The sequence below is a fragment of the Streptomyces sp. NPDC048211 genome, assembly GCF_043202315.1.
Lineage (GTDB): Bacteria > Actinomycetota > Actinomycetes > Streptomycetales > Streptomycetaceae > Streptomyces.
Genome location: NZ_JBIDAD010000004.1, coordinates 561,913 through 586,953, shown reverse-complemented (window position 1 = coordinate 586,953; position 25,041 = coordinate 561,913). Strand labels below are relative to the sequence as shown.

The window sequence follows — 25,041 nt, the reverse complement described above, 5'->3', positions numbered from 1 at the left end:
CCCATACGGTAGGTCAGCGCAGCGAGAACACCGCCACCGTGCGTCCCGGAACGGTGAAGCTGCCCGAACTCCGCTCGTACGCAGCCTTCTTGACGGTAGAATCCGCGCCCGCCGCCTGCACGGGGTGCAGGGCGTAGTTCTTTCCGGCCAGGGCCGCGACCTTCTGGGTGGTGGTGCCGGGTGCCGCGTTGAGGACGACGACCAGCTTGCCGAGCCGCATGGTGATCACACCGGGCGTCTCGTCCTTGCCGGAGAGCGGGAAGGAGAGCGTGGACTGCACCTGTCCGGCGGTGGAGAGGTCGAAGTCCTTCTCCGTGGACCGGATGGTGAGCAGGTCCTGGTACGCGGCCGAGGCGCCGTCGATCTGTGCGCAGCCGGGGCTGATCGCCGCGTTGGCGAGCAGCGGCCCGGCGTAGGACCACTTGGCCGCGTTGTCGGCCGCCGGCGGCAGTCCGCGGCCGAAGCCGTTGCCCGCGCGGCAGTCCCAGTGCAGGGCGTTGAACCAGTCACCGCTGTCGAAGGAGTTGCGGTCCAGCGACTTGGAGCGCAGCAGGTCCGTGCCGGCCTGGGAGAGCGAAGGGCCCTGGGAGAGGGTGGCCGTCGCCATGGCCAGGACCTGCATGCGGGCCCGGTCGGCTGCCGAGGTGCCCGCCGGGAGCTTGAAGGCGAGCGCGTCGTACAGGGTCTCGTTGTCGTGGGCGTCGGCGTAGGCGAGGGCGTCACCGGGGGCGGCGGCGTAGCCGGCCGGGGCGCCGTTGTAGTCGACGCCCGAGCCCTTGACCGTGGTGCCGTTGGTGTCGGTGAAGGTGTAGTCGGCGAGGTTGCCGGTGAGTCCGACCTTGATCAGGTCCTGGTAGTGGAGCAGCCGTGCCTTCTGCTCGGCCTCGGTGCCGTTGTGGGTGGAGGTGTTGGGGTCGGTGTAGAGGCCGGTGGCGAAGCCCTGCACGCCGGGGTCCTCGTCGAACGGGGAGCCGCCGCGCACGGCGTCGCGGGCCCGGTCGGAGAAGGTGGCGATGCCGGTGCCGGCCATGTTCTTCTGGGTGGCCTGGACGAAGCGGGCGTCGTCGGCGATCTCACCGAAGTTCCAGCCCTCCCCGTACAGGATGATCTTCTTCCCGTCGACGCCGTCCTTGGCCACGGTCAGCGCGTCGAGCGCCTTGCGCACGGCCAGGATGTTGGCCTTGGGGTGGTGGCCCATCAGGTCGAAGCGGAAGCCGTCGACCTTGTACTCCTTGGCCCAGGTGACGATCGAGTCCACGACGAGCTTGCCCATCATGGTGTTCTCGGGCGCGGTGTTGGCGCAGCAGGTGGAGGTGGCGACGGTGCCGTCCTCCAGGAGGCGCTGGTAGTAGCCGGGCACGATCCGGTCGAGGACGGACTTGTCGTCCTGGCCGGAGGCGACGGTGTGGTTGTAGACGACGTCCATGACGGTCCGCAGTCCGGCCCCGTTCAGGCCCTGCACCATCTGCCGGAACTCGACCGTGCGCTTCGTGCCGTCGGGGTCTGAGGCGTAGCTGCCTTCGGGGACGGTGTAGTGCAGCGGGTCGTAGCCCCAGTTGAAGGCGTCCTTCGCGGCGGCCTTCGCCACGCAGGCCTGCTGCTCCTCGGAGTCGGGGGCGTAGACGGACAGGTCGCAGGCCGGCTTCTGCTGGTCCTTCTTCTTCTCGGGGATGGTGCCGATGTCGAAGGCGGGCAGCAGGTGGACGTAGTTGGTGCCCGAGCCGGCGAGCTCCTTGAGGTGCTTCATCCCGTCCGAGCGGGTGTCGGTGAAGGCGAGGTACTCGCCGGGGTGCCTGGACGTGGGGTCCGCGATCGAGAAGTCGCGGATCTGGAGTTCCTGGATCTGCGCGTCGCGCAGCGGCACGGCGGCGGGCTTGGCCAGGGTGCTCCAGCCCTTGGGCGCGAGCCCGCTGTCGTCGAGGTCGACCACGAGGCTCCGGGCGGAGTCGGCGGTCAGGGCGGTGGAGTAGGGGTCGGTGACCTTGTTGGTGACGAGCTTCTGGACGGTGGGCGCCCAGACGTTCACGGCGTAGCGGTACGGCTTGCCGTTCCAGCTCCGCTTCCCGGTGACGGACCAGACGCCGGTGCGGTCGTCGCGCCGCATCGGAACGGTCTTCCCGTCGAGTTCGAGCGCGACGGTACGGGCGGTGGGCGCCCAGACCGAGAGGGTGGGCGTGCCGCGGTGGAAGACCGGGCCGAGCGAGGCGCCGCTCGCCCTGGTCCCGTACAGGTCGTCGAGCACCCCGGCGCTCTGGACGCCGGTGGCGGAGAGGAGGGCGCCGTTGGCGGCGCGCTGGGTGGCGATCAGCTGGCCGCGCAGGGCCTCGCGGATCCTGTCCCGGTCACGAGCGTCGACGGTGAAGGCCGGGTAGTCCTTGAGGTGCGGGTACTTCGCCTTCTGCGCGTCGCTCAGCGCGGACGGGGTGAGCCTCAGCCACTGGCCCTCATCACTCAGAGCACCGTCGAGGACGGAGATGCCGCCGTTCGCCGCGTAGACGAGCTGCTGGCTGGTGGCGTCGGTGGCCTTCACCTTCCAGACGACGGTGTCGGAGTCGATCCACTGGGCCTCGGCCTTGGTGAGGTCGGGAGTGGGCACGCCACCGGTCTGCGGCAGAAGGTAGCCGGCCGTCCCGCCGAGCATCCAGACCTCGTGGCCGTAGCTCGCGATGTCGAGCGACTGGTCGCTGGGCAGGTCCTTCTCGTCGCCGCGGTGCAGGATGTAGCTGAGCGAGGTGGCCCCGTCGGCGAGCGGGACCTCGAAGGTGAGGCCGGAGGCGTCCTTCTTCACCGGCTGGAGCGGCTTGGACCAGTCGGTCGGCTCCTTGGCGCCGGTCCAGGTGTGCAGGCCCCAGCCGTCGTAGTCGCCGTCGGCGCGGTAGTAGTGCAGGACCGCCTTGGTGGTGTCCGGGGCGGGGTAGGCGCCGTCGGGGGCGGTGTCGGCCTGGCCGTCCTTGCCCTGTTCGATCCAGACCTGTCCGGTCTTCGCGAGGTCGACGGTGCGCTCGGGCCCGTCGGCGGTGCCGGACTTCTCGACGGTGTACGGGACCGAGGAGGCGCCCTCCGGCACCTTGATCCAGGCGAAGGCGCCGTAGGCGTCCCGTCCGGTGAAGGCGGCGGTGGTGTCGCCGGATCCGGCCTGCCAGCCGTCGTAGTCGCCGTCGGCACGCTTGTAGTGGATGACGGCGTAGTCGCGTTCGACGGCGACGGGCTTCGCCGGGGCCGGTGCCTGGCCGGCGGTCGACGCGGCGACGGTGCTCGCCGTGCGTCCGGTGCGGTCGACGACGACGGCCTTGTAGCGCAGCGGCGTTCCGGCGGCGGTCGCGTCGGCGATGGTCTGGGTGACCTTGTACGGGGCGTGGTCGGCGGTGCCGAGGGTGGTCCACCTGCCGTTGCCGGTCTGGGCGGCGAAGACGACCCGGTTGAGGGAGCCGCCGTCGACGTCGGCGGTGAGCTCGACGGTGCCGGTGGCGCCGGCGGCCGGAGCCTTCAGCGTGACCGAGGGCTCGGCCGCGTGGGTGGTCAGCGTCTTCGCGGCGCGGAGCACGATGCTGGACAGCGCCGGGACGGTGACGGTGATCTTCTTGTCGGCGCCGCTGCGGACGGTGCCGGAACCGCCGTACAGCGTGCGGAAGTCCATGCCGGCGGACTCGGTGGACAGCTCGACGGTCTTCGCCGCGGTGCCGTTGTTCGTGGCGACGACGTACTCGTTGCCGCGCTCGGGGTCCGTACGGGAGAAGGCGTAGACGGAGCCCTCGGCGTAGCGCTCGGTCTGGACGCCGTCGCGCAGCGCCGGGTTCTTCGCCGTCAGCTCGGAGAGCGCGGCGATGGACCGGTAGAGCGGGTGGCTCGTGTCGTACGCGTCGGAGGCGTGCGTGCGGTCCGTGCCCAGTTCGTCGTCGTCGAGGTAGTCCGCGGTCTTCGAGGCGAACATGGTCTGCCGGGCGTCCTTGTCGCCGCCGGCGCCCGTGAAGCCCTGCTCGTCGCCGTAGTAGACGACGGGGTTGCCGCGGCTGAGGAACATCAGCTCGTTGGCGAGCTCGGCGCGCTTGACCAGCTCGGCGTCATCGGCCTTCGGGTTGTCCTGCTTCAGGAAGGTGCCGATGCGGCCCATGTCGTGGTTGCCGAGGAAGGTCACCTGCTCGTAGGCGTTGGCCTTGTCGGTGGTGTACCGGTAGTCGTCGCCGAAGACGGCGGCGAGCTTCGAGGCCGGGGCTCCCTGCGAGGCGTACTGGCGGGCCGCCTCCTGGAAGGGGAAGTCGAGCGTCGCGTCCAGCCTGCCCCGGGTGACGTAGGGCGAGGTGATCGCGGTGTCGGCGGAGTAGACCTCGCCGAACATGAAGAAGTCCTTGCGGCCGTGCCGGGCGGCGTACGCGTCGAGCGCGGTCGCCCACTGGGTCCAGAAGTCCAGGTCGACGTGTTTGACGGTGTCGATCCGGAAGCCGTCGATGTCGAAGTCGCGGACCCACTTCTCGTAGATCTTCTCCATGCCGGAGACGACCTCGGGCCGCTCGGTCCACAGGTCGTCGAGCCCGGAGAAGTCGCCGTACGTGGTGGACTCGCCGGCATAGGTCGAGTCACCGCGGTTGTGGTACATCGTGGGGTCGTTGAGCCAGGACGGCGTCTTGCCGCCGGTGGTGACCGGCTTGTACGGGAACGAGTCCGCGTCCGTCTTCGCCATGCCGGCGGCGTCGTCGAACGGCCGGCCGTTGCGGTCGAGGTACGGGTAGGCGCCCTTGGGCTTGTAGCCGTAGGTCTTCTCCGCGTAGTCGACGGTGTCGGCGGTGTGGTTGGTGATGACGTCGAAGAAGACCTTCATGCCCTTGCGGTGGGCCTGTTCGATCAGCTTCGTCAGGTCGGCGTTGGTGCCGAAGTGCGGGTCGACCTGGGTGAAGTCGGTGATCCAGTAGCCGTGGTAGCCGGCCGACGCGTCCTTGCCGGCGCCTTGGACGGGCCGGTTCTTGAAGATCGGGGCGAGCCAGATGGCGGTGGTGCCGAGCCCCTTGATGTAGTCGAGGCGGCTGGTCATCCCCTTGAGGTCGCCGCCCTGGTAGAACCCCTTGTCGGTGGGGTCGTACCCGGTCTCCAGCCGCGAGCCGGTCAGCCCGCCCCTGTCGTTGCCGGTGTCGCCGTTGGCGAAGCGGTCGGGCATGACGAAGTAGAACTGCTCGCGCGTCAGGTCCTGGCGCGCGGGCTGAGCCGCCAGCTGGGCGTCCGACGGCGGGCTCGGCGGCCTGGGCGCGGCGGACGCGGAGGCCGCCGGGACGAGCGGGAGCAGCGCCGTGCACAACGCGGCGACGGCTCCCCGTCTCAGGGTGGAACGGAACACGGGCGGGGTCTCCTTGGATGAGGGACGGGGGTGCACCGTGTGCCGCGCCGGGAGCTCCGGCGCGGCACACGGACGGGAGGAAGGGGTCAGCTGCGCCAGACGTCGGCGGTCAGGGCGACCTTGCCGGAGGACGGCACCGTGGCCGTGCGGTTGGCACCGCTCTCCCAGGTGACGTTGCCGCTCGCGTCCTTGCGGACGTACTTGTACTCGAACGACGTACCGGCGGGCAGGCTCACATCGAGCTTCCAGACGGGGTACGTGGCGGGGTCGAGCTTCGGTGCGGACGCCGGGTCCCAGTTGCCGAGGGCGGACTGGTTGCCGGTGACGTAGATGTTCTGGCCGGGCACGGTGGTGGCGTTGACGCCGAAGGAGGCGCCGGACGTGCCCGTGCCGGGATCGGTCGGGTCCGTCGGGCCGGTGCCGCCGCCGGTGCAGGTGCGGGCGCCGGTCTGGAGGGCGAGGGCGGTGTTGGCGCCGAGGGTGGCGGTGAACTGGCCGGAGCCGTTGACCGTGACGCCGTTGCCGGACTGGATGTCGCAGTAGTCGCCGGCGGGCAGCGAGGTCTGGAACGTACGGGTCAGCGAGGAGCCCTCGTGGTTGATCGCCACGTAGGCCTTGGAACCGCGGCCGAAGGCGATCTGGTCGCCGCCGTTGTCCCACCAGTTGGTGACGGACTCACCGCGCGCGGTGTTGCGGAAGCCGACCATGGAGGAGATCTCGCGCCAGGCGTGCTGGCACTTCCAGCCGTCGCTGTAGCAGGCGTTCACCGTGCCGCCGTTCGGCGGACCTGCGTCCTTGTCGGACCACTCGTAGCCGGAGTGGACGTCGGGCGAGCCGTAGGGCCAGGCCAGCATGAACACGCTGGCGAGCGTGTAGTTGGCGCCGTCCTTGTAGTTCAGCGTCTCGCCGTTGCGCTCGGTGTCGTGGTTGTCGACGAAGACGGCGGCCTTCGAGGAGGACATGAAGCCCCAGCCCTCGCCGAAGTTCTTCAGGTTGGCGAGGTTCTCGTTGTTGAAGACCTGCTTGAGGCTGCGGGCGTAGCGGAACTCCTGGACGTCCCCGGTGCCGGCGTACTCGTCGGGCGAGACGGCCTCGCCCGCGCCGTAGATCGCCTCCTGCTTCCAGTAGGCGCCGGAGTTGGTCAGCCGGGACTTGATGTTGGCGAGGTCGGCGGCGGGCATGTGCTTGGCCGCGTCGATGCGGAACCCGTCGACGCCGAGCGAGAGCAGGTCGTTCAGATAGCCGGCGATCTTGCCGCGGACGTAGTCCTCACCGGTGTCCAGGTCGGCGAGGCCCACGAGCTCGCAGTTCTGGACGTTGGCGCGGTCGCCGTAGTTGCTGATCTGCGCCTGGCAGTCGTTCATGTCGTTGACCGAGTACAGGCCGGGGTAGTCGTACTTGGTGTACGAGGACCCTCCGGTCCCCGTGCCGGAGCCGGACGACATGTGGTTGATGACCGAGTCCGCCACGACCTTGACGCCCGCGCTGTGGCAGGTGCTGACCATGTTGGCGAAGGAGGTGCGGTCGCCGAGCCGTCCGGCGATCCTGTAGCTGACCGGCTGGTACGAGGTCCACCACTGCCCGCCCTGGATGTGCTCCTGGGGCGGCGAGACCTGTACGAAGCCGTAGCCGGCCGGGCCGAGGGAGTCGGTACACGCCTTGGCGACGGAGTCGAACTTCCACTCGAAGAGAACGGCGGTGACGTCCTTGGTGCCCGGGGCGGAGGCCTGTGCGTCCGTGGCGGGGACCACGAGTGCGGCGGCGCCCGCTATCAGGGCGAGCGCGGCAGACAGGGGTCTGCTGGCCATTGTTTCCTCCTGCGGTGGGGGAAATGCGGGTGACGGTACCGAGGCCTCGGACTGCCTCCGGCCGGGCGGCCGGGTGAGCCGAAACCTCGCAGCCTCATACGGCAACGCGCCCTGCCCTCAAGGCTCCTGAATGTTCTTGCTGCAAGAATGCAAACCTTGCCGCGGGGAGACCGTACGAGCCCGTCAGGTTCCGGTCAACCCTTTGGACATGAGCTGCTCACATCCGCGAAATACTGGAGATTTCTTCCTGCAAGGTCTTACGCAAGACATTGCAGCGCTGTTACGTTTCTCCCGACTCCGGTCCGGTCGGCCGGGGGTCCCGTCACCCACGGGCCCCACGCGCCCGGCCGGCCGGGCCGGTCACCGACAAGAGGGGCACCAGGAGTCACCTCCCCGCCGGCCCGTCCGGGCCGACTCCTGGTGCCCCTCCTGCAGCATCCGGTGGACACCGGGGCGGCGACGTGCGCCGATGGACCGCAGGGGACGAGAGCCTCGCCGCCCACAGGGCAACCGGCGGCTTCGGCGCTCAGGCTCCCGCGTGGATGTACGCGGCCCACTCGTACGGCCGGTCCGGCGCAAGGTCGCGGAGCTCCCTGACCGCATAGTGCACCGCGTGGGCGGCGGTCGGTCCTCCGGCCGGCGCCCGGCCGTAGAAGGCGCTCAGGAACGCACCGATCCGAGTGCTCTCCACCTCCCACAGGGTGCCGACGGCCTCGGGGTATCCGGCCAGCAGAAACGCGCTGGAGACCTGCACGGCCTCATCGGTGAGCCGGGTCGAGCTACGTGCCGTGCCGCAGGCGGTGAGCACGGCGAGCCGGGTGGACCCGGGCCGGATACGGCAGATGTCCACCACCGACAATGCCTCCCCCGACGGCAACTGGATCCAGCTGCCCGTCGGTTCCTCGGGAGGGCTGTGGGCGTGACAGCCGAACTGCACCCACTGCGCACTCTCCAGGGCGGCGAGGACGTCGGTGCGGGTGGCGGCCTCTCCGATGAGCAGGTTGGGACGGTCGAGCGCATCCGCCGTGAGGCGTGCGGCGGCCACGGAGCCGGGCAGCACCTCGTCCGATTCCGCGACGATCAGCGCGTGCTCCGCCCCCGAGCCCTGGCGCCGGGCGGCCCGGGAACGGGCGTGGGCCAGCGTCTGGAATCCCGGGATGTAGGAGGACACCACCGTGTCGAGCGCGCTGCCGCAGCGGCCCTTCTCGCAGTCCCCGGAGAGGCACTGTGCCGCATGCAACGGGAGCGCCGTGAACGGCCCGGTCGGCACCCACCAGATGCGCGGGGGGCCGGCCTCGTCGGGCCCCGCCGCCCTGTCGCGGCGCAGGACGTCGAGTACGGGTTCCACCACGGAGTGCCAGATCCATCCGAGGAGGCGGTGGACCGTGTCCCGGGCCGCGATCAACTGAGACGGCGGCAGCCGCCGGCTGCCCCGTGCGTAGACCGACTCGATCGCCGCGCGGAACTGCTCCGCCGCGTCGGTGACCTCCTGCGCCGTGGCATCGAGACGAAGGGCGGTCGCCCCTTGGGGAGTGACGACGAACGCGATGCACGACAGGCCGCGCGCGTGGTTGAGGACGACGACCGGCCCCTCGGCCGTGAGCTCGCGCAGGCGGTCCGGCGGGAGTGGCCCCAGGAAGTCCTCGAACCCCGGTTCCGTCCGGATCCGCTCGATGAGCCGGTCCAGTTCCGCCGAGGCCCGCCGGCCCGCCAGACGGGCCCGGCCGGCCCCACTGGGGGCGCCCTCCTCCAACTGCGCGGTCAGCTGGGTGAACCGGGAGGCGAGAGCGGGATGCGCCTCGGCAAGTGCGCCGATGTCCGTACGGGATTCGAGCCGGCGGGCAAGCAGCAGGCCGCGGCCGCGTTCGTGCAGCGCGACGGCCGCGTCGATGCGGGGGCCGCGGACGGTACGGATGAGCCCCCCGGCCGGAAACCCCGCCAGGAGGGCGTCCTCGTCGTCCCCACTCCCGCTGTCATCCACGGTGTCGCCGTCACGCCTGCTCCCGCCCTCGTCCGCGCCGCCGCGACCGGCGCGCTCCGCCGCCTCTCGCAGTCGCCTTCGCAGCACTTCCAGCTGGGCCGTGCCGCGGCGGTGCAGGAGATTGGCCGCGATCATCGCGGTGAGTCCGCGTACATCGCCGTCGAATCCCAGGAGGCCGTGCTCGGCCGCGGGCCGCGGACCGCCCCGGTCGGTCACCCGTTCCAGCAGACCCACGGTCTCCGCCCCCAGCGACAGAGCGAGATCGACGTCCGACGTGACCGTGTCGGCGCACCTCACCGCGGCGGCGATGCCGGCGTGAGCACGTATCCAGACCGATTGGAGCGGACTGCGCAGCGTCTCGATGTTCCGTTCCAGCCGGTCCTCGGTACGGAGGGAGCCCAGCAGGGGGGACACGACGTCCTCCATCAGGTCGGACAGCGTCCCGGAGCGCTCTCGGCCGGTATCGGGTACCGGCGGAAGATCACCGAGGTCGATCGGGTCGCCGGGCCGGATGCGCTGCAGGGCGATCATCACGCGCATCAGCGCGATCATGTTCGCCTCCACTTCGCCCGTGATCATCCCGATGACGGTGTCGGCTTCGTCGACGAGCCGGGTGCCACGGTCCGGGTCGTCGGCACGCACGGCCATGGACCGCTGGATCAGCGCTCTGACCAGCGTCATTCCCGCGAACCCCCTGCGCTGCCCCGGAGGAGCCGCGGAGAGGCTCCGGCGGCACTGCTCGACCTCCTCGTCCGTGGTGCCGGTCGCGGGGCCGCCGCCCGGGCCGACCAGTCCGATCAGGTCCCTCAGGCTCTCGGCCTGGATACGCTGCTCGCCCATGCCGGGTTCCTGGCAGGCGTCCGCCCGTTCGCCCAGCTCGATGAGGTCCGGAAGCAGCTCCCGGACACGTTCCAGCTGATCCTGATCATGGCTGAGGACATAGCCGATGAGTCCGTTCAGCGCCGTGAAATACGCGGCCCTGAAGGTCTCCTCGGCACTCCCCGGCTCACTGCCCCGTCCGGACTGCGCCATGTCCTCCTGGATGGCCGCCGCTTCCATGACGAGGTCCGGATCGCTGGTCACCAGACCCAGCAGCGTGAGCAGTTCGCGCAGCCGGGTGGCCACTGCCGCAGAGGGCCGGTCCGACTGCTCGTAGACCTGCCGCAGCAGTCCGACCGCCTCCGTGAGGGTCCGCACGTCCACGTCGTCCGGGCTGACCGTGCCCAGGGTCGCGCTCAGCAGGTCGCCCCCCGCCTCGCGCAGGTCCTTGTCCCCGCCCAGCCGGTCGAACGCGGTCCGGAGGTCCTGGACCATCGAGTCCAGGCCGGGCTGCTCGCTGCCCTCCGGTCCCACGAGGTTGACCATCGCCCTGATTCCCGCGAGGTCGCCCCCCAGCTCCTGCCTGATCCATGCCCCGGCCTGCGTGAGCAAATCGGCCAGCCCCCGCAGCGCCTCGCAGCCCATGAGGTCCAGCGCGTGCTCCGCCTCCGCCGACCACACCGGCTCCGTCAGCGTGCACAGCGCGCCCACCGCCGCCTCGGTCAACTGCCCGGCCCGAAGCCAGGAGAGGGGTTCGAAGCCGACCGGTGCGCAGGCCGCCGTTTCCGCGGTGACCGCGGTGGCCAGCGCACCCAACTGTGCCGCTTCCTGCGCCGAGTCATCCCCCATGGTCCCGGCGCAGCCCCGGGCCGCGGCCGCCAGGACGACCCCGTACACGGGGCGTGCCGCGTCGTCCGGTGCGAGCGCGTCGAATGCGCGGCGGTAACGGCCGAGGCGTTCCAGCGGCTGGTCCGTGGGGTCGTCGGCGGCCGGGTCGCCGAGGCAGTCCGCGAAGGCGATGGCAGCGTGGAGGTCGGCGGGCAGGCCGGGCAGGCCGTGGTCGAGGGCCAACTCCTCCGCCAGCGGAAGGATCCGGTTGAGCAGCGCGTTCATCTCACCGGCCCGGTGACCTTCCTCCCTGCTCTGCAGGCCGAAGTACCGCAGGATCGCCGACTCGATCCGCTCCCGTACCTGCGCGGCAGGCCCGGGAGCCCCCTCGGCATCCTGCCCGAGCCGGCCGAGGACCGTGTGCAGCGTCGCGGCCAACGCGCCGCGCGACGAGTGGTCCGGCGGCAGCGTGGCGAGCGCGGCCCGGACACGGACGGCCGCGCAGGCCAGGGTGGACAGTTCGCCGCTCTCGGTGGCCGCCACGCTGAGCAGCAGCCCGGTCCCGGCGTGCAGCTCCGCGGGGTCATGCCGGGCGGCGCGCCACAGTTCCCTCAACTGCTCCATTCTTTCGACTGTTTCGGATGTCGGCGTGATCCCGCACGTACGCCACAGCTCCTCGACCCGGCCCGGGGACGGCTCGCCGAGCAGTACCGCGGCCCGGACGACCACATCGAGCATGAGCGGCAGCATGCCGCCCTGGCGGGGATGACCGGCCGGCACCAGAACGCACGCCTTGGCGGCGGTCCGTGCAGCGGCCGTGAGCGAATCGGGCTCGGCCAGCGCCTCGAAGCGCTGCATGCGTACGACGACGAGCGTGATGGAGACGTCGCCGAAGCCCTCGTGGTCAGGGGGCATGACGACGAGCGCGTCGAACAGCCAGGCAAGCGCCTGATCGAACAGCGGGGTGGCCGCGGCCGCGCCGCCGTCCTCCATCGCCCGCAGGGCCAGGCCGCCGCAGACGGAGCCCATGATGCAGGCGAAACCTGACAGGCGTACGAACCTGTCGGCCTCCGACTCCGCGATCTCCGGGGGCAGATCCGGCAGCACACTCGGATCGGGCAGCAGCGGACGCAGGAGGTTGCGCAGAGCGAGGGCGAACACCGCTTCCTCGTCCGCCGCCGGATTCCGGTCACCGGCGCTCGCCCGGTACCAGTACGTCCAGCAGACGAGCAGGAGGGGGCCGAAGGGGACCTCCACGTCAGGTGCGGGTGCCGCCCCGGCGAGCAGTCTCAGCGCATCAGTTGCGGCGTCTTCACCCAGCAGTACTCCGAGGTCCTGTGCCTGCTCGGCCTCGCTGAGCCGGGAGCCCACCCGACCTGCCAACTCGGCCAGCTCGTCGTCGGACATGGCACGTATCATATTCTGACGATTCCTCAGAGGAGTGATTTTCCAGTGGAGTTCGGGATCAGGGGGCACGGCGTGCTCACGGCGGGGCGTGGCAGGTGAGCAAACAGGAGCGCCGGCGGCGCCAGGCCTACGAGGACGCGGTCGAGTACCTGTGCGTCGAGTTCGCCTCCTTGGACGAACACCTCGGCGGCCCGGACTGGGCGCGGGCGGTCGAGTCGGTCACCTCCGGTGAACCGCACACGGAGAGCTGGTACGCCGCCGTCCGGCTCCTGCACGAGGCCGTCGAGGAAGCGGGCATCCCCGGCGGCCTCGGCCTGACCACACCCATGGGCGCCCAGGAGTGGCCGGTCACCGGGCGCCGCGTCACCGGCTGGGTGTGCCCCGACCACTCCTGCTCACGCGTGCAGCGCTTCGAGGGAGGCGGCGAACAGCCGCCCGCCCCGGAGTGCGCTCTGCTGGGACGGGCGATGCGCTTCGTGACGGACTGAGCGGCATGGGCCTGCTGCTCGCACTCCAGAGCCGTATCCCGGACCGCTGGTTCCTCAGACGGCTGCTGCCGTCCGCCCTCTTCGTCGCGGTCGCGTATCTCGTCGGCGGACTCGGCCAGTCCCGTTGGTACGACGCCGGGCTCGCCGCCCGCAGGCTGGAGCGGTACCTCGGCACGGAGGGCGGCGCCCCGGCGCACACCACGACGGCCCTGCTGCTCTACGCGATCACGGTGGCCGCGGGCGCGTTCGCCGTCCCCGTGGCGGCGCAGGTCGTGAGCGTCCTGGCCGCAGGTGCGTGGCCGTGGTGGCTCGCGCCCCTGAGCGAGCGCGTCCGGGCACTGCGCGTGCGGCGCTGGCGGTCGCCGGACGAGCTGCGCGACGACGCCCTTCGCAGCCGGGGCCGCGGGGAGGTCCTGCGGGCCGCCAGGCTGGAGGCGCGCGCGGCGGCGAGCGCGAGGATCGCCCCGAAGACCCCCACGTGGACGGGCGACCGGCTTCGGTCCACCGCGGACCGGGTGCGCGAGCTGCGCGGCCTGGACGTCGAGACATCGTGGGTCGACCTGTTGCTGGACCTGTCGGATTCATCCCGCGCCGCCCTCGTCGAAGCGCGCGAAGGTTACGACGGCGCGTGCGAGGCGATGGTCTGGAGCCTTGCCTACCTGGCCCTGAGCGTGTGCTGGTGGCCCGCCGCGGTCGTGGGCGCCCTGGCCTGGCTGGCCTCCTGGCGGTGGCTGCGGCACGCGGGTGACGTACTCGGGAGCACCACGGAGGCCGTCGTGCGCGCCCGGAACGCCTGAGCGGGCCGGTGTGCGGTGGCGGCCCGGTCACCGGTGCTCGTCCCGCCGACCGCCCCATCGGGCGGCGTCAGCCGCCGTCGCAGACGATCGGCTCCGCCCTCGGCCCCGAGGCCGCCGGAGTCACCCACGCCACGCAGACGGCCGTGGCCGTGTGCCCGTCCTCGGTGATGCGCACCGCGTACCGCACCGGACCGGCGCGCGCGTCGGCTTCGGCGATCAGGCGCGGGCCGGCGGAGACGGTGGCCCCGGCGGGGACTCGGCGCGGCGGAGCACCGGCGGACGCGGCGCGCCAGCCGGGTGGCAGCACCGGCGGGCGGACGTCGACGGCCACCGCCCGGTTCACCGTGCTGGTGAGCAGCAGGCCGGACCCGCTGGGCCGCAGCCGGAGCAGTCGGCTGGAGGGCGACCAGACGCGCAGCGTGCTGATGCTCACCCCTGTGGGATCGTCGGTCTCCGGAACGACGATCCTGATCGCCGACGCGGTCAGCCCGACCTCGATCTCGTCCTGGGCCAGACGTGGGACGAGCTCGGTGACATGGTGCTCAACGGTCCGCGCCACCCACTTGCCGGCGGCGTCCGGCGTTTGGATCTCCAGTCTGCCGGGGTCCACCCCGCCGAGCACCAGCTCGACGCGCGAGACCGGGAGCGGGAAGCCGAAGTCGACCCCCAGCCAGTCCGAGGCATTGAGGCTGCCGACCGTCGACCAGAGTCCGATGACCCCCGTCCGCGGTCCGGCCGGCGAGGTGCCCTCTGCCGCATAGCTGGCCGTGAACGTCGGCCATTTGACGCCTTGGTGAATTTCCGTCAGGTCATGGTCGCGAGTGAATCCGGGCAAGGGATCGGCCCACCGGTCGTAGGCCGCGGGCAGACCGAAGAGCGCGGTGGCCGGAAGAGCCGCGGTCTGCAGCAGGACAAGCGTCAACGGGAGAGCCACGAAGCCGGCGACGTGAGAGAGCAGCAGCGTGTAGCGTGCGCGCCCGGTCCGGGCCGCGGCGGGGCGGCGCCCGCGAACCGGCCGCGGCAGGCGCAGCCGTGGCACGACCCGCCGCCGCCGGGAACCCTTGGGGACACCGGCCGTCCACAGCAGCAGTCCGCCGAGATCCGTCTCCCCGTCCGCTCCCGCTTCGTCGGCCAGAAACCGTACGGGGACCGCGGACTCCTCCACCAGACGGACCAGGTTCCCGGCCCCCGCGTTCACCAGCCACTGCCGGACGGCGTCGTCGCCGTCCGCGAGCCCGGCACCTGCCGAGGTACGGCGGAGCGCGGCCGTCTTCGTCAGAACGACGGCGATGCGCCGCGGGCGGCGGTCCGCGGGAAGGGAAGCGACGTTACGCAGCACGCGTTCGGCGGTCTCGCCCGGTTCCTGTGCGGCCCTCGGCACCGAGGAGATCCGCTCCCGGTCCTCGCCGGTCGAGGCACGCCGTACGGCGGAGAGTGCCGGCCCGTCGATCACCAGCACCAGGCCATGGGCGTGGCGCAGACCGTCCACGGCATCCACCTGCGACTGCTCGGCGAAGGCGGACCCCGGCGGATCGAGCAGGACGAGGGAACGGCGTCCGCCGCGCAGCCCGAACAGGCCGGTCGCGGCGGCACCCGGCACCCCGCCGCCGACGCTTCCGCCCAGCGACCTCACCCGCCGGGCCAGTTGCACCAGACCGCTGCGGACCAGGACGCTGCGCCCGGAATTGGGTGCCCCCGCGATCAGGACCAGATGGGTTCGGCCGTCCCCCCGCAGCATCGGACGAGAGCAGTGCGGGCACCGGGCGTCCAGCCGCCGGACGCCGGACACGATGGCCGCGGGCAGCCGCATGCCGCAGCGGCAGGTGCGGTGCAGGGCGCCGTTCCGGTCGGGCCCGAGCCGCCGGTGCCGCGCGCCGCAGCCGGGGCAGAGCCTCACGGGCAGGGCCACGAACCGCCCGCATTCGGGGTGCGGGCACACGGTGGCGGTGCCGGTCAGCCGTCGGCCGGCCCGGTCGGCCGCCAGACAGAGCCCGCAGAAGGCCCGAAAGCCGGCCGTCAGCACAACCCAGACCAGGAGGTGGAGCAGCAGCGCAGACAGGAAGAGAACGGCCGTCACCAGCACGACCACCAGGGTCCAGAAGCCGCGATAAATGCAACCGAGAAGGCCGAGGCACTGGTCTCCGAAGACCTCGAGGCGTCTGCGAGGGCGGTCCTTCGCAGTGAACATCTGGTAGTCGCGCTTGAGCGCGCTCACCGCTTCCTTGGCGTACTCCTCCCGTGCGTCCTGCCACAGAGCCCGGAACACTCGCGGGCCGGCCCGGTGCAGGTACGGGACCCCGGCCGGCTCGCCACCCGTGACCGCCGCTCCGGGCGGGCCGCCCTCGGACAGCCTCCACACGGAGCGGAAATGACGCCAGATCAGTCGCGGCAGCACTCCGCAGACGTAGTAGAAGGCGAAACCCAGGGCCGGGAACAGGAGCATCATGACGCAGACCGCGAAGAGGGCGAGAGGCATGACCAGGACCCCGAGGGCGGTCTCGATCCACTCACCCGCCTTCCGGGCCTTGGCACGCAGCCCCGCCGCCGTCCCGCGCACGCGCTCGGGCAGCTCGGGCCTCCTCACCGTTCGCGTCCCGCGTGATCGAGCAGGCCGAACCGGTACAGCAGCCACAGCAGCGGGTCCTCGACCCGGTGCGGCCTCGGTCCACCGGGCGGTGCCGCATCGCCGCGGGGCGCGCGGCCCAACGCCGAGAAGGCGAAGAGCTGGTAGTCCGCGCAGCCTTCACGCAACCGCTGGTCGATGCCGTCGCTCTGCCACAGTGTCAGCAGCGCCCGCAGCTCCGTGTCCACCGCCGAACGGTCGACGCCATCGAACCCGGGGCCGGGGGAACGCCGCCGGTGCAGAGGCGAGTTGGGCGGCAGTTGCGGGGCGACCAGGTCAAGTTTCGCCACCGCGACGGCGACCGGGATAGCAATCCGCCCGCCGTCCGGGTGCCCGGCTCCCGCCGTCCGCAACCGGTCGAGCACCCGTTCCACCACCTGTGCGGAGTCCGCTGTCGGCGGCCGTCCGGCCGGCCGGGACACGGCGCCGGTCAGATCCCGCGGGTCGAGCAGCAGCACGATCGCGTCCGCCCCGGCCAGGCTCCGCTGCACGCCCTCGGCCGGATCGCCGCCCGCGGACCACCGTTCCGACGTCTCCAGCAGCACGAACGTCAGAGCCCGCTCGCGCCGGCCGGTGCGACGGCTCAGGCGGTGGACGAGCGGGCGTGACGCCCCGGACGGGAGGGCTGCGGGAAGCAGGTGCGCGTCCTCGTAGAGCGGCTGCTCGTACCGCCGCACATCGGTGGCCGTACGGTCGTCGCAGGGCAGCAGCGCCATGCCCAGTTCCTCGCCGAGGCGGTGGCGCAGCTCGTGCAGCGCGACGGCGGTGAAGGTACTGAGTCCGCTGCCCGCCGGGCCGGCGAGGACCACGACGCGAGCGCGGTCCTGGAGGTAGCCCTCGGGCAGCCGCTCTCCGCACCGCCCGCAGTGGGGCCGTGAGGTCATACGGCCACAGGTGTCGCAGAGCCCCGCCGACAGGAGCGGACCGGCAGCGGACCGGCCGCCGCCGCAGCCACCGCGGACGCACCGGAATCCTAGGTCGGCGCGAGTGATCCGCCGCAGGCACGACGGGCACACCCAGCTGTCCGCGCCGCGGTTCAGGATCGCCATCGGTTGCGCTCCGCCCGCCCGGCCGCGATCCGTAGCCGGCTCGTGGGCGGATCGACGAGGACCGCCTCCTCGCCGGGCTCCTCGCCGACGGCGAAGCAGCGCAGCCAGGAGGTGTGCCCCCGCGGCAGCCTGGCCGTGAGTACGGCCGCCGTGCCGGGTCCCAGCTCCACGGCGCCGAGTTCGGCCAGGGTCTCGCCGTCGCCGGCGGCGAGCGGCCAGGAAGGGCCCTGCGAGCCGACGAGCAGCAGTCCTGGCACCCGCACGGGGGCGGTGGACGTGAAGACCGCCCGCACCGACGACCGTCCCGGCAGCCTCCGGAGGGCGAGCGTGTAGCCGATCTCGATGCGCGCGGGCAGGTCGAGCCGCAGCGGTGCGCCCACCGCGCGCAGGCCACGCACCCTGCCGACCGGGCGCACTTCGATCTCGACGGCCGCACCGTCGGGGACCGGGAGCCGGGCCCCGCCCATGTGCAGGTAGCCGAGTCGGGTGACGACGTGCCGACGCGGTGCGCCGTCGGCGGCGGTCCAGGTGAACTCCACCTCGGTCGGCCCGTCCGGCGGCCAGCCGAAGTGGACCACGGCCTCGCCCGGGCCCCGGGCCGCCGTGACCTCACTCAGCTCCGGGACCGCCACCACCAGTTCGCGCGCACCGGCCACGGCCCGGTCGCCCGCGACGGTGGCTGCGAGGACGACACTGCTGTGGTGCGGCGGCCGAAAGCGCAGGCCGCCGCTGAAGGGACGGGCCCTGAGCCTGACGCCCTGGACATCGAGCTCCGGGGGACGCAGGCGCTGCCCCACGGGCCAGGGTGGCGGCCCGTCGAAGGCGTAGAGCCGGACCTCGCCCTGCGGCGGCTCGAACCGGGCCTCGAACAGCGACCGTTCCTCGGGTACGGCAATGATCGCGAGGTCGGTGACCGGCTCGGGCGGGCCGAGCGGGGTCGCGGTCAGCCAGCTGCCCTCGGACGCCGACACCGTGCCGTCGTCCTCGAGGTAGAGCACCTGGACCAGGTAGCGGTGGGCGACGCCGTTGGGCAGCTCCCGGTCGGTGAAGCCGCCCCGCTGGGCTGCTACGGTCCGGTTCCGCCCGGGGCCGGACCGTTCGACGACACGCACGGACCGGGCTTCGGCCGGCAGCAGCCAACGGGCCGTCACCACACCGTCCTCCGCCTCCACGACGGCCGCCCGGACCTCCGGCCGGTACCGCAGCGGGCCGCAGACGGCGAGGTCCGACAGCGGGCCGTCCGTCTCGGCCGCGCGCCGGACCGCGACACCGTAGTGGACCGGCGCGTTGACCGGGGCGTCGGTGTCCACCAGTCGGCACCCGCCCTCGGCGGGGACCGCCAGCGCCACCCCGTCCCTCGCGGATCGCGGCGCGCCTCCCACCTTGCGCACGACCACGTACTGCGGCTGACCGGCGGTCGACGGGGTGGGCTCCCAGGCAACCAGTACGCCCTCGGGGTCCGCTGTCGCCGTCACCCGCGGCACGGGCCGCACGGTGAGCGAGCGCCGCACCTCGTCGATCCGGTGCAGGTCCCTGACCAGGGCCTCGGCCTGGTCCAGCAGCGTCCAGGCGAGATCGGGCGCGTCGACCGAGCGGATGGAGGCGTGGGTGCTCAGCTGCCATGCCTCGGCCAGCGTGTCGCGCACCTGCGTGGCCAGCGCCGCCGCCGCCTGCGGCAGCGCCTCCGGTGGTAGCCGGTCGAGAACCGCCGCGGCCTCGGAGAGCAGCCCGTCGGCGACGAGTGAGCGCAGCCGGGTGGTGACCGGATCGGCGGCTTGCTCGTGCAGCACGGCGAAGACCAGCCTGCGGGCGTCCGGCGGCGCCACCGAGAGCTCGTCAGTGGCGTACGCGAGCAGGCTGCGCGCCCCCGCACGGGCGGCCCGCCGCGCCCGCAGCGGCTCGGCCAGCTCGTGAAGCAGAACGGCCCGCAGGCCCTCGGGACCCGCGTCCGCGAGGACCTTGCGCGCGGCTGCGGCGACGGCCTGGGCCGCCGTGTGGGCGGCGCTGTGCGGCAGGCGCCCCCAGCGCAGGGCGGCTGCCTCCAGCTCGTCCTCCCCGGGACCGGGCCCGGTGAAGGGCCGCAGCGGCTCGGTCAGGCGCCCACCGGGTCCTTTCGCGGAGAGGAAGTCGGCGAGGTGACGCAGGCGCAGCACGGCAAGGTGCCGTGCACAGCGCGTGTAGGCGGGATGCGGCAGGTCACGGGGCAGGCTGTCGGGGGCGGCCACGACGACGGACAGGGTGGCGAGGGCGGCGTCGACCCGTGAGGCGTTCGCCCCGTGAACGGCGCCGGCCTGCCGCCGCGTCTCGTCGGTGATCAGCCCGAGTCCCTCCGCGGCCTCGGTGAGGGTCGAGATCAGTTGCCCCTTCGCGGCGGCCGCGCGCACGCCCTGCTCGGCGAGGGCGGCGTGCAGGGGAGCCAGATCACCTCCCTGCGCCGCCTCGAACAGCGCCTGGTGGACGAGATGGGCCGCCTCCAGCTCCTCGATGACCGCCCGGTAGGTCAGCCGGGTGCGCTGGCGACGCCAGCACGCCCGTACTTCCTGCACCGTCTCGACGACTGCCGGGGCCGTCAGGTCCTTCGGGAGCTGATAGCGGTGCCGCAGGTCCTCCTGGACCGGCAGGCCCGCGTCGAGTACGTCGCGCCGATAGCTCGTTTCGTCGAACGCCATGATCCGGCCTCGCCCTGCCGCCGTCAGGCGATCCGTTCCTGGGCCAGAGCGGTGCGGGCCTCGTCCACGTCGTTCTGGGTCATGCCGCCGATCTGTACGGACAGATGGAGGCGCTTGCCCGTCTCACGTTCCGTGGCCACCACTTCGAGCAGACCTGAGCTGTTGAGTGAGAACTCGCAGGCGAACGGCCACCGGGCGGGTTTGCCCGGCGGGATCTCCAGATCTCCCTCGGCTACCACGGTGTTGTGCTCGAGCTGCTCGGACTCGACGGCGCCCGCCTGTTCCATCACCTGGATGTGCACCCGGCGCTGGTTGTCCGAGACGGTGTAGAAGTCCTCGTTCACCGCGGCCGGCAGGCTGTCGTTCGCGTGGACGAGGTGCGTGACGTAGGAGCGGTCGGTCTCGACGTCGAGCACGCGGATGCCGTAACCGCGCGAGGCCACGGTCGAGACCTGGTACGCCTGCCGTGTGATCCGGCCGGTGTCGGGGACGTCGGGGGCGTCGGCGGCACGCAACTCGCCGGAGCTGATGGCGTAAAGGGCACGATCGAGTGCGTACAGGGCGGCGCCGCGCGCCACCGTCAGATCAGGGTTGTGCAGCTGGGGATCGAAGCCGAACGCCTCGTGCAGCCGCTGTGTCACGGCGGGCATCTTGGACGCTCCGCCGACCAGCAGCACCTCGTCGAAGTGCGTGACCCCTCGTTCGCGGGCGACGGCGAGGGTGCGCCGGGTGATCTCGACCGTCCGGTCGAGCAGGTCGGAGGTCAGCTCCTCCAGCAGCTCGCGGGTCAGCTCGACCTCGGTCACCAGTCCCTGGTGCATGACGCGGACGGTGTACTGCGAGCGGAAGGAGAGGGCCTTCTTCGCCTCCTCGGCGTCCCGGCGCAACTGGGTCTCGGAGTGCTGGTCCGCCAACGGGTCCTCGGCATCGGGAAACTTGGCCCGGAAGGATTCCACCAGGTGCAGCACGACGCGGTCGTCGAAGTCGGATCCGCCGAGTTCCTTGGCGCCGTCGGTGCACAGGACCTTCAGGTCCGTCCCGCGCAGGGTCAGCACGGTGGTGTCGAAGGTGCCGCCGCCCAGGTCGTAGACGAGGACGGTCCGGTCGCCCCCCGTGGCGGCGTCGAGTGCCCCGTAGTCGAGCGCGGCGGCGATGGGCTCGGCGACGATGTCCAGCACCCGCAGACCGGCGATCTCGCCCGCCTTGCGCGTGGCATCCCGCTCCGCGAGCCCGAAATAGGCCGGCACGGTGATGACCACGTCCCGGACCTCGGAGCCCCCGCTGACCCGGGCGTCGTCGGCGAGTTTGCGCACGATACGCGCGGAGATCTCCTCGGGCGTGAAGGGCCTGCCGTGGAAGGTGCGGACCACGGACTCTCCCATGTCCCGCTTGATCAGCCGGACGACGTGCTCCGGGTCCAGCACCGCGGCGTCCTTGGCGCTCTGGCCGACCACGGTCTGGTCCTCGTTCTCGAAATACACCACGGAGGGAGTGGTGTCCGAACCCTCCAGGTTTCGTAGCACGGTGGGCCGGCCGACATCGTCGACGCTGGCGACGCAGGAGTAGGTCGTGCCGAGATCGATTCCGTAGACGGCCATATGGGGATCCTCACTGGGATGGACGGCTGGAAAGGTCGGAGGCCGGCCCGTCAGGGCGCCCAATGAGTGACGATGACCTCGGACTTGCGCACCACCCGGTCGCCCTGCTCGAAGCCCGCCGAGACGACTTGGCCGACCTCGCGGTCCTGCTCCGGCGACGCGGCGGGGATCCGGCCGACCGGGCGGTGCCGCCCCGCGTCGTAGGGATCGCCCACCTGGGCCGCGTACCGGTCGACGCCGGTGGCGGCCAGTGCGTCCGCGGCCTCGTCGGCGAGCGCGCGAAGCAGGGTGCGCAGATCCTCGACGCTCAGGGGGCCGTCGACGAGCTCGGCCTGCCGCTGGATCTGGTCGTGCAGGCGGATCAGCGGGCGGCGTACGACGTCGAGGGCGTGCTCGACCTCTCCGCGGCGCAGCTGTTCCAATTCTGTGTGCAGCCGCTCGATCACGCCCTCACGCAGTTCGGCCAGATCCTGCTCACGCGTGAGCGCGGCCACGAACTCGGCTGCCAGATCAGGTAGTTCACCGGCTGCCTCTGCCGTAACCGCTTCGGCTGACGCCTCGGACATCGTTCCCCCTCCCCACCGAAAGGCTCTTTCGACAGTAGCTTCCGGAGCCCGGCCGGATCACCTCTTCCCGCAAATTCGGTGCCTGCGGGACCGGTCGGTACCGGAGTACGGACGGCGGTGGGCGGTGCCGCCGTTCACGCCGGCCCGCCCCGGACGCGCGTCGGGGCCGGGTCCCCCCTCCGGACCCGGCCCCGCTCACGCCCCGCTCAGATACCGCGTACCGCCGCGGTCGATCCCCGCACCACCAGCTCCGGCTGGAACACGTACTCCGTGCGCTGGACGGGACTTCCGCCGATCTCCTCCAGCAGCGCGCCCACCGCGGCCGCCGCCATCGCCTGCACGGGCTGGCGCACCGTCGTCAGCGGCGGGTCGGTGAACGCGATGAGCTGCGAGTCGTCGAAGCCGACCACGGACACGTCCCGCGGCACGTCGAGCCCGCGGTCCCGGGCGGCTCGCACCACGCCCAGCGCCATCAGGTCGCTGCCGCAGACGATGCCGGTGCACCCCTGGTCCAGCAGCGCACCGGCCGCCACCTGGCCGCCCTCGACGCTGAACAGCGTGGAGCAGACCAGGCTTTCGGCGTCGGCGCGGTCCAGGCCCAGCAACGAGACCGCGGCGTCGACGAAGCCGTCCCGCTTGCGGCGCGAGGGCACGTAGCGCTGCGGCCCGATGGCCAGACCGACCCGGCGGTGGCCGAGTTCGGCGAGGTGCCCGACGGCCATCCGTACGGCAGCGTTGTCATCGGGCGAGACGAACGGGGCACTGATCCGCTCGTTGTAGCCGTTGATCAGGACGAACGGCACGCCGCGGTCGGTCAGCGCGGCATAGCGCGCCGGGTCGGCCGAGGTGTCGGCGTGCAGTCCCGAGAGGAACACGATGCCGCCGACGCCCCGTTCGACGAGCTGCTCGACGAGCTCGTCCTCGGTGGCGCCGCCGGGCAGCTGGGTGCAGAGCACCGGTGTGTAGCCGTGGCCTGCCAGGACCTGCTCCACGGACTGCGCGAACGCCGGGAAGATCGGGTTGGTGAGCTCGGGCGTCACCAGTCCGATCAGCCCGGCGCTGCGCTGCCGCAGCCGTACCGGGCGTTCGTAGCCCAGGATGTCGAGCGCCGCGAGCACCCGCTGACGCGTGGTGTCCGCGACGCCCGGCTTGCCGTTGAGCACCCGGCTGACGGTCGCCTCGCTGACGGACGCCTGGCCGGCGATGTCCGACAGTCTCAGCGCGCCGCCCGTCCCGGGGCCTCGCGGCAGGGGAACACTCACACCGTCCACCACACCGTGGTGTCGGCCGGCAGCTCGATCTCGGCGCCGTCGGCGGCGACCGGCGTGCTGGACAGCAGGACGGTGCCGCGTACGGGGATACGGACCGGGGCGCCCGTCGTGTTGACGGTGCAGACGAAGCCGGGGCGGGCGAAGACCAGCAGGCCCTCGGGGGCGTCCAGCCACTCCACCTCGGTTCCGGCGCCGAGTCCGGGGTGGACCCGGCGGGCGGCGATCGCGGCCCGGTACAGCTCCAGGGTGGAGCCGGCCGCGCCGGTCTGGGCCTCGATGCTCAGCTCGCCCCAGCCGGCGGGCTGCGGCAGCCAGCTGCCGCCGTCGCCGAAGCCGTACGAACTGCCCTCGCGGGTCCACGGGATCGGGACCCGGCAGCCGTCGCGGAAGCCGTCCTGGCCCTCGGCCCGGAAGAACGACGGGTCCTGGCGGGCCTCGTCGGGCAGGTCCGTGACGTCGGGCAGGCCCAGCTCCTCGCCCTGGTAGACGTAGGCGGAGCCGGGCAGCGCCAGCATCAGCAGGCTGGCCGCACGGGCCCGGCGCAGGCCCAGCCCGCGGTCGCCCGCGGTGCGGATCTGGGTGCCGAGGCCGGCCGGGTTGGCGAACCGGGTGGCGTGCCGGGTGACGTCGTGGTTGGAGAGCACCCAGGTGGTGGGGGCGCCGACCGGGCGCATGGCGTTCAGCGAGGTGTCGATGACAGCGCGCAGCTCGGCGGCGTCCCAGGCGGTCGACAGGTACTGGAAGTTGAAGGCCTGGTGCATCTCGTCGGGGCGCACGTAGTTGGCGGTGCGCTCGACGGTGGGGGTCCAGGCCTCGGCCACCGCGATACGCCCGCCCGTCGCCCGCCGCCCCTCCGACGAAGGCCCTTCGGGCCCCATTGCATCGGGGTACTCGTCGAGGATGGTGCGCCAGCTGCGGTAGATCTCGTGCACACCGTCCTGGTCGAAGAACGGCATGACATCGTTTCCGAGCAGCTTCAGCTGGTCGTGCGCACCCAGGTCGGGCAGCCCCTCGGCCTTGACGAGACCGTGCGCGACGTCGACCCGGAAGCCGTCGACGCCCATGTCGAGCCAGAACCGCAGGATCGAGCGGAACTCGTCGGCGACGGCCGGGTGTTCCCAGTTGAAGTCGGGCTGCTCGGGCGCGAAGAGGTGGAGGTACCACTCGCCGGGCGTGCCGTCGGCGTCGGTGGTGCGGGTCCAGGCGGGGCCGCCGAAGATGGACTCCCAGTCGTTGGGCGGGAGTTCGCCGTCCGCACCCTTGCCGGGGCGGAAGTGGTAGCGCTCGCGCAGCGCGGAGCCGGGGCCCTCGGCCAGCGCGCGCTTGAACCACTCGTGCTGGTCGGAGGAGTGGTTGGGCACCAGGTCGACGATGATCCGCAGGCCCAGGTCGTGGGCGTCCCGGATCAGGGCGTCGGCGTCCAGCAGCGTGCCGAACATGGGGTCGATGGCCCGGTAGTCGGCGACGTCGTAGCCCGCGTCGGCCTGCGGGGAGGCGTAGAAGGGGCTGAGCCACACCGCGTCGACACCGAGGTCCTTGAGGTACGGGAGCCGGGCGGTGACGCCTGCGAGATCGCCCATGCCGTCGCCGTTGCCGTCGGCGAAACTGCGCGGATAGACCTGGTAGATCACCGCGTCCTGCCACCAGCCGGTGCGGTGGCCCGGGGCGTCGTCGGACGTGCCGGTGGAGGGGGCAGCGAGGTGCTGGGTCATGTCGTCCCTGGGGTGTCTGGGTGGGGGGCGGCGCCGGGACCGGGTCGGGATGCCGGCGCCACCGTGACTTGGTGCGTGCGGGTCGTGCTGCCGCGACGG

The 25,041-nt window shown here is 72.1% G+C and carries 12 protein-coding genes; 2 read left to right on the top strand and 10 right to left on the bottom strand.

The window, feature by feature from the left end; all coding sequences use genetic code 11:
* Nucleotides 1-13: 13 nt before the first annotated feature.
* The 3 genes from pulA to ACGFZA_RS18875 all read right to left on the bottom strand — a co-directional run bounded on the left by pulA (nucleotide 14) and on the right by ACGFZA_RS18875 (nucleotide 12,169).
* A complete protein-coding gene (pulA, locus tag ACGFZA_RS18885; protein WP_393680345.1) occupies nucleotides 14-5,326 on the bottom strand; it encodes a pullulanase-type alpha-1,6-glucosidase in 5,313 nt (1,770 codons plus the stop codon).
* Nucleotides 5,327-5,412: 86 nt separating this feature from the next.
* On the bottom strand, nucleotides 5,413-7,134 hold the full coding sequence (locus ACGFZA_RS18880; protein ID WP_385280379.1) for a carbohydrate-binding module family 20 domain-containing protein: 1,722 nt from the start codon (nucleotides 7,132-7,134) through the stop codon (nucleotides 5,413-5,415).
* A 526-nt stretch (nucleotides 7,135-7,660) separates the two neighbouring features.
* Nucleotides 7,661-12,169, bottom strand: coding sequence for a CHAT domain-containing protein (locus tag ACGFZA_RS18875; RefSeq protein WP_393680342.1), 4,509 nt, complete (start codon nucleotides 12,167-12,169; stop codon nucleotides 7,661-7,663).
* 95 nt (nucleotides 12,170-12,264) lie between these two features.
* Between ACGFZA_RS18875 and ACGFZA_RS18870 the strand changes: the two genes are divergently transcribed.
* A complete protein-coding gene (locus ACGFZA_RS18870; RefSeq protein WP_393680340.1) occupies nucleotides 12,265-12,657 on the top strand; it encodes a hypothetical protein in 393 nt (130 codons plus the stop codon).
* Between the two features lie 5 nt (nucleotides 12,658-12,662).
* Nucleotides 12,663-13,454 carry a hypothetical protein gene (locus tag ACGFZA_RS18865; protein WP_393680338.1) on the top strand — a complete coding sequence of 264 codons (792 nt, stop codon included), beginning with the start codon at nucleotides 12,663-12,665 and terminating at the stop codon, nucleotides 13,452-13,454.
* Nucleotides 13,455-13,521: 67 nt separating this feature from the next.
* On the opposite strand, the gene ACGFZA_RS18860 is transcribed toward ACGFZA_RS18865, so the two are convergent.
* From ACGFZA_RS18860 to ACGFZA_RS18830, 7 genes are all read right to left on the bottom strand, one after another.
* A complete protein-coding gene (locus tag ACGFZA_RS18860) occupies nucleotides 13,522-16,038 on the bottom strand; it encodes a hypothetical protein (protein WP_393680336.1) in 2,517 nt (838 codons plus the stop codon).
* Nucleotides 16,035-16,961, bottom strand: coding sequence for a hypothetical protein (locus ACGFZA_RS18855; protein WP_393680334.1), 927 nt, complete (start codon nucleotides 16,959-16,961; stop codon nucleotides 16,035-16,037). The genes ACGFZA_RS18860 and ACGFZA_RS18855 overlap by 4 nt, the downstream gene beginning before the upstream one ends.
* Before the next feature lie 152 nt (nucleotides 16,962-17,113).
* Nucleotides 17,114-19,795, bottom strand: coding sequence for a hypothetical protein (locus tag ACGFZA_RS18850; RefSeq protein ID WP_393680332.1), 2,682 nt, complete (start codon nucleotides 19,793-19,795; stop codon nucleotides 17,114-17,116).
* A gap of 23 nt (nucleotides 19,796-19,818) precedes the next feature.
* A complete protein-coding gene (locus ACGFZA_RS18845) occupies nucleotides 19,819-21,393 on the bottom strand; it encodes an Hsp70 family protein (protein WP_393680330.1) in 1,575 nt (524 codons plus the stop codon).
* A 50-nt stretch (nucleotides 21,394-21,443) separates the two neighbouring features.
* Nucleotides 21,444-21,959: a nucleotide exchange factor GrpE gene (gene grpE, locus ACGFZA_RS18840; RefSeq protein WP_385280403.1), complete on the bottom strand. Its 516-nt coding sequence runs from the start codon at nucleotides 21,957-21,959 to the stop codon at nucleotides 21,444-21,446.
* Between the two features lie 206 nt (nucleotides 21,960-22,165).
* Nucleotides 22,166-23,233, bottom strand: coding sequence for a LacI family DNA-binding transcriptional regulator (locus ACGFZA_RS18835; RefSeq protein ID WP_385280406.1), 1,068 nt, complete (start codon nucleotides 23,231-23,233; stop codon nucleotides 22,166-22,168).
* Entirely contained in the window at nucleotides 23,218-24,942 is a 1,725-nt protein-coding gene (locus tag ACGFZA_RS18830) for a glycoside hydrolase family 13 protein (protein WP_385280409.1), read from the bottom strand. Before ACGFZA_RS18830 ends, ACGFZA_RS18835 begins: the two co-directional genes overlap by 16 nt.
* Nucleotides 24,943-25,041 lie beyond the last annotated feature (99 nt).

What these genes read in the sequence shown, in the direction of transcription:
- ACGFZA_RS18880 (WP_385280379.1), bottom strand. Translation starts at nt 7,134, where the DNA reads ATGGCCAGCAGACCCCTGTCTGCCGCGCTCGCCCTGATAGCGGGCGCC.
- ACGFZA_RS18875 (WP_393680342.1), bottom strand. Translation starts at nt 12,169, where the DNA reads ATGTCCGACGACGAGCTGGCCGAGTTGGCAGGTCGGGTGGGCTCCCGG.
- ACGFZA_RS18865 (WP_393680338.1), top strand. Translation starts at nt 12,663, where the DNA reads ATGGGCCTGCTGCTCGCACTCCAGAGCCGTATCCCGGACCGCTGGTTC.
- ACGFZA_RS18855 (WP_393680334.1), bottom strand. Translation starts at nt 16,961, where the DNA reads ATGACCTCACGGCCCCACTGCGGGCGGTGCGGAGAGCGGCTGCCCGAG.
- ACGFZA_RS18850 (WP_393680332.1), bottom strand. Translation starts at nt 19,795, where the DNA reads ATGGCGTTCGACGAAACGAGCTATCGGCGCGACGTACTCGACGCGGGC.
- ACGFZA_RS18845 (WP_393680330.1), bottom strand. Translation starts at nt 21,393, where the DNA reads ATGGCCGTCTACGGAATCGATCTCGGCACGACCTACTCCTGCGTCGCC.
- grpE (WP_385280403.1), bottom strand. Translation starts at nt 21,959, where the DNA reads ATGTCCGAGGCGTCAGCCGAAGCGGTTACGGCAGAGGCAGCCGGTGAA.
- ACGFZA_RS18830 (WP_385280409.1), bottom strand. Translation starts at nt 24,942, where the DNA reads ATGACCCAGCACCTCGCTGCCCCCTCCACCGGCACGTCCGACGACGCC.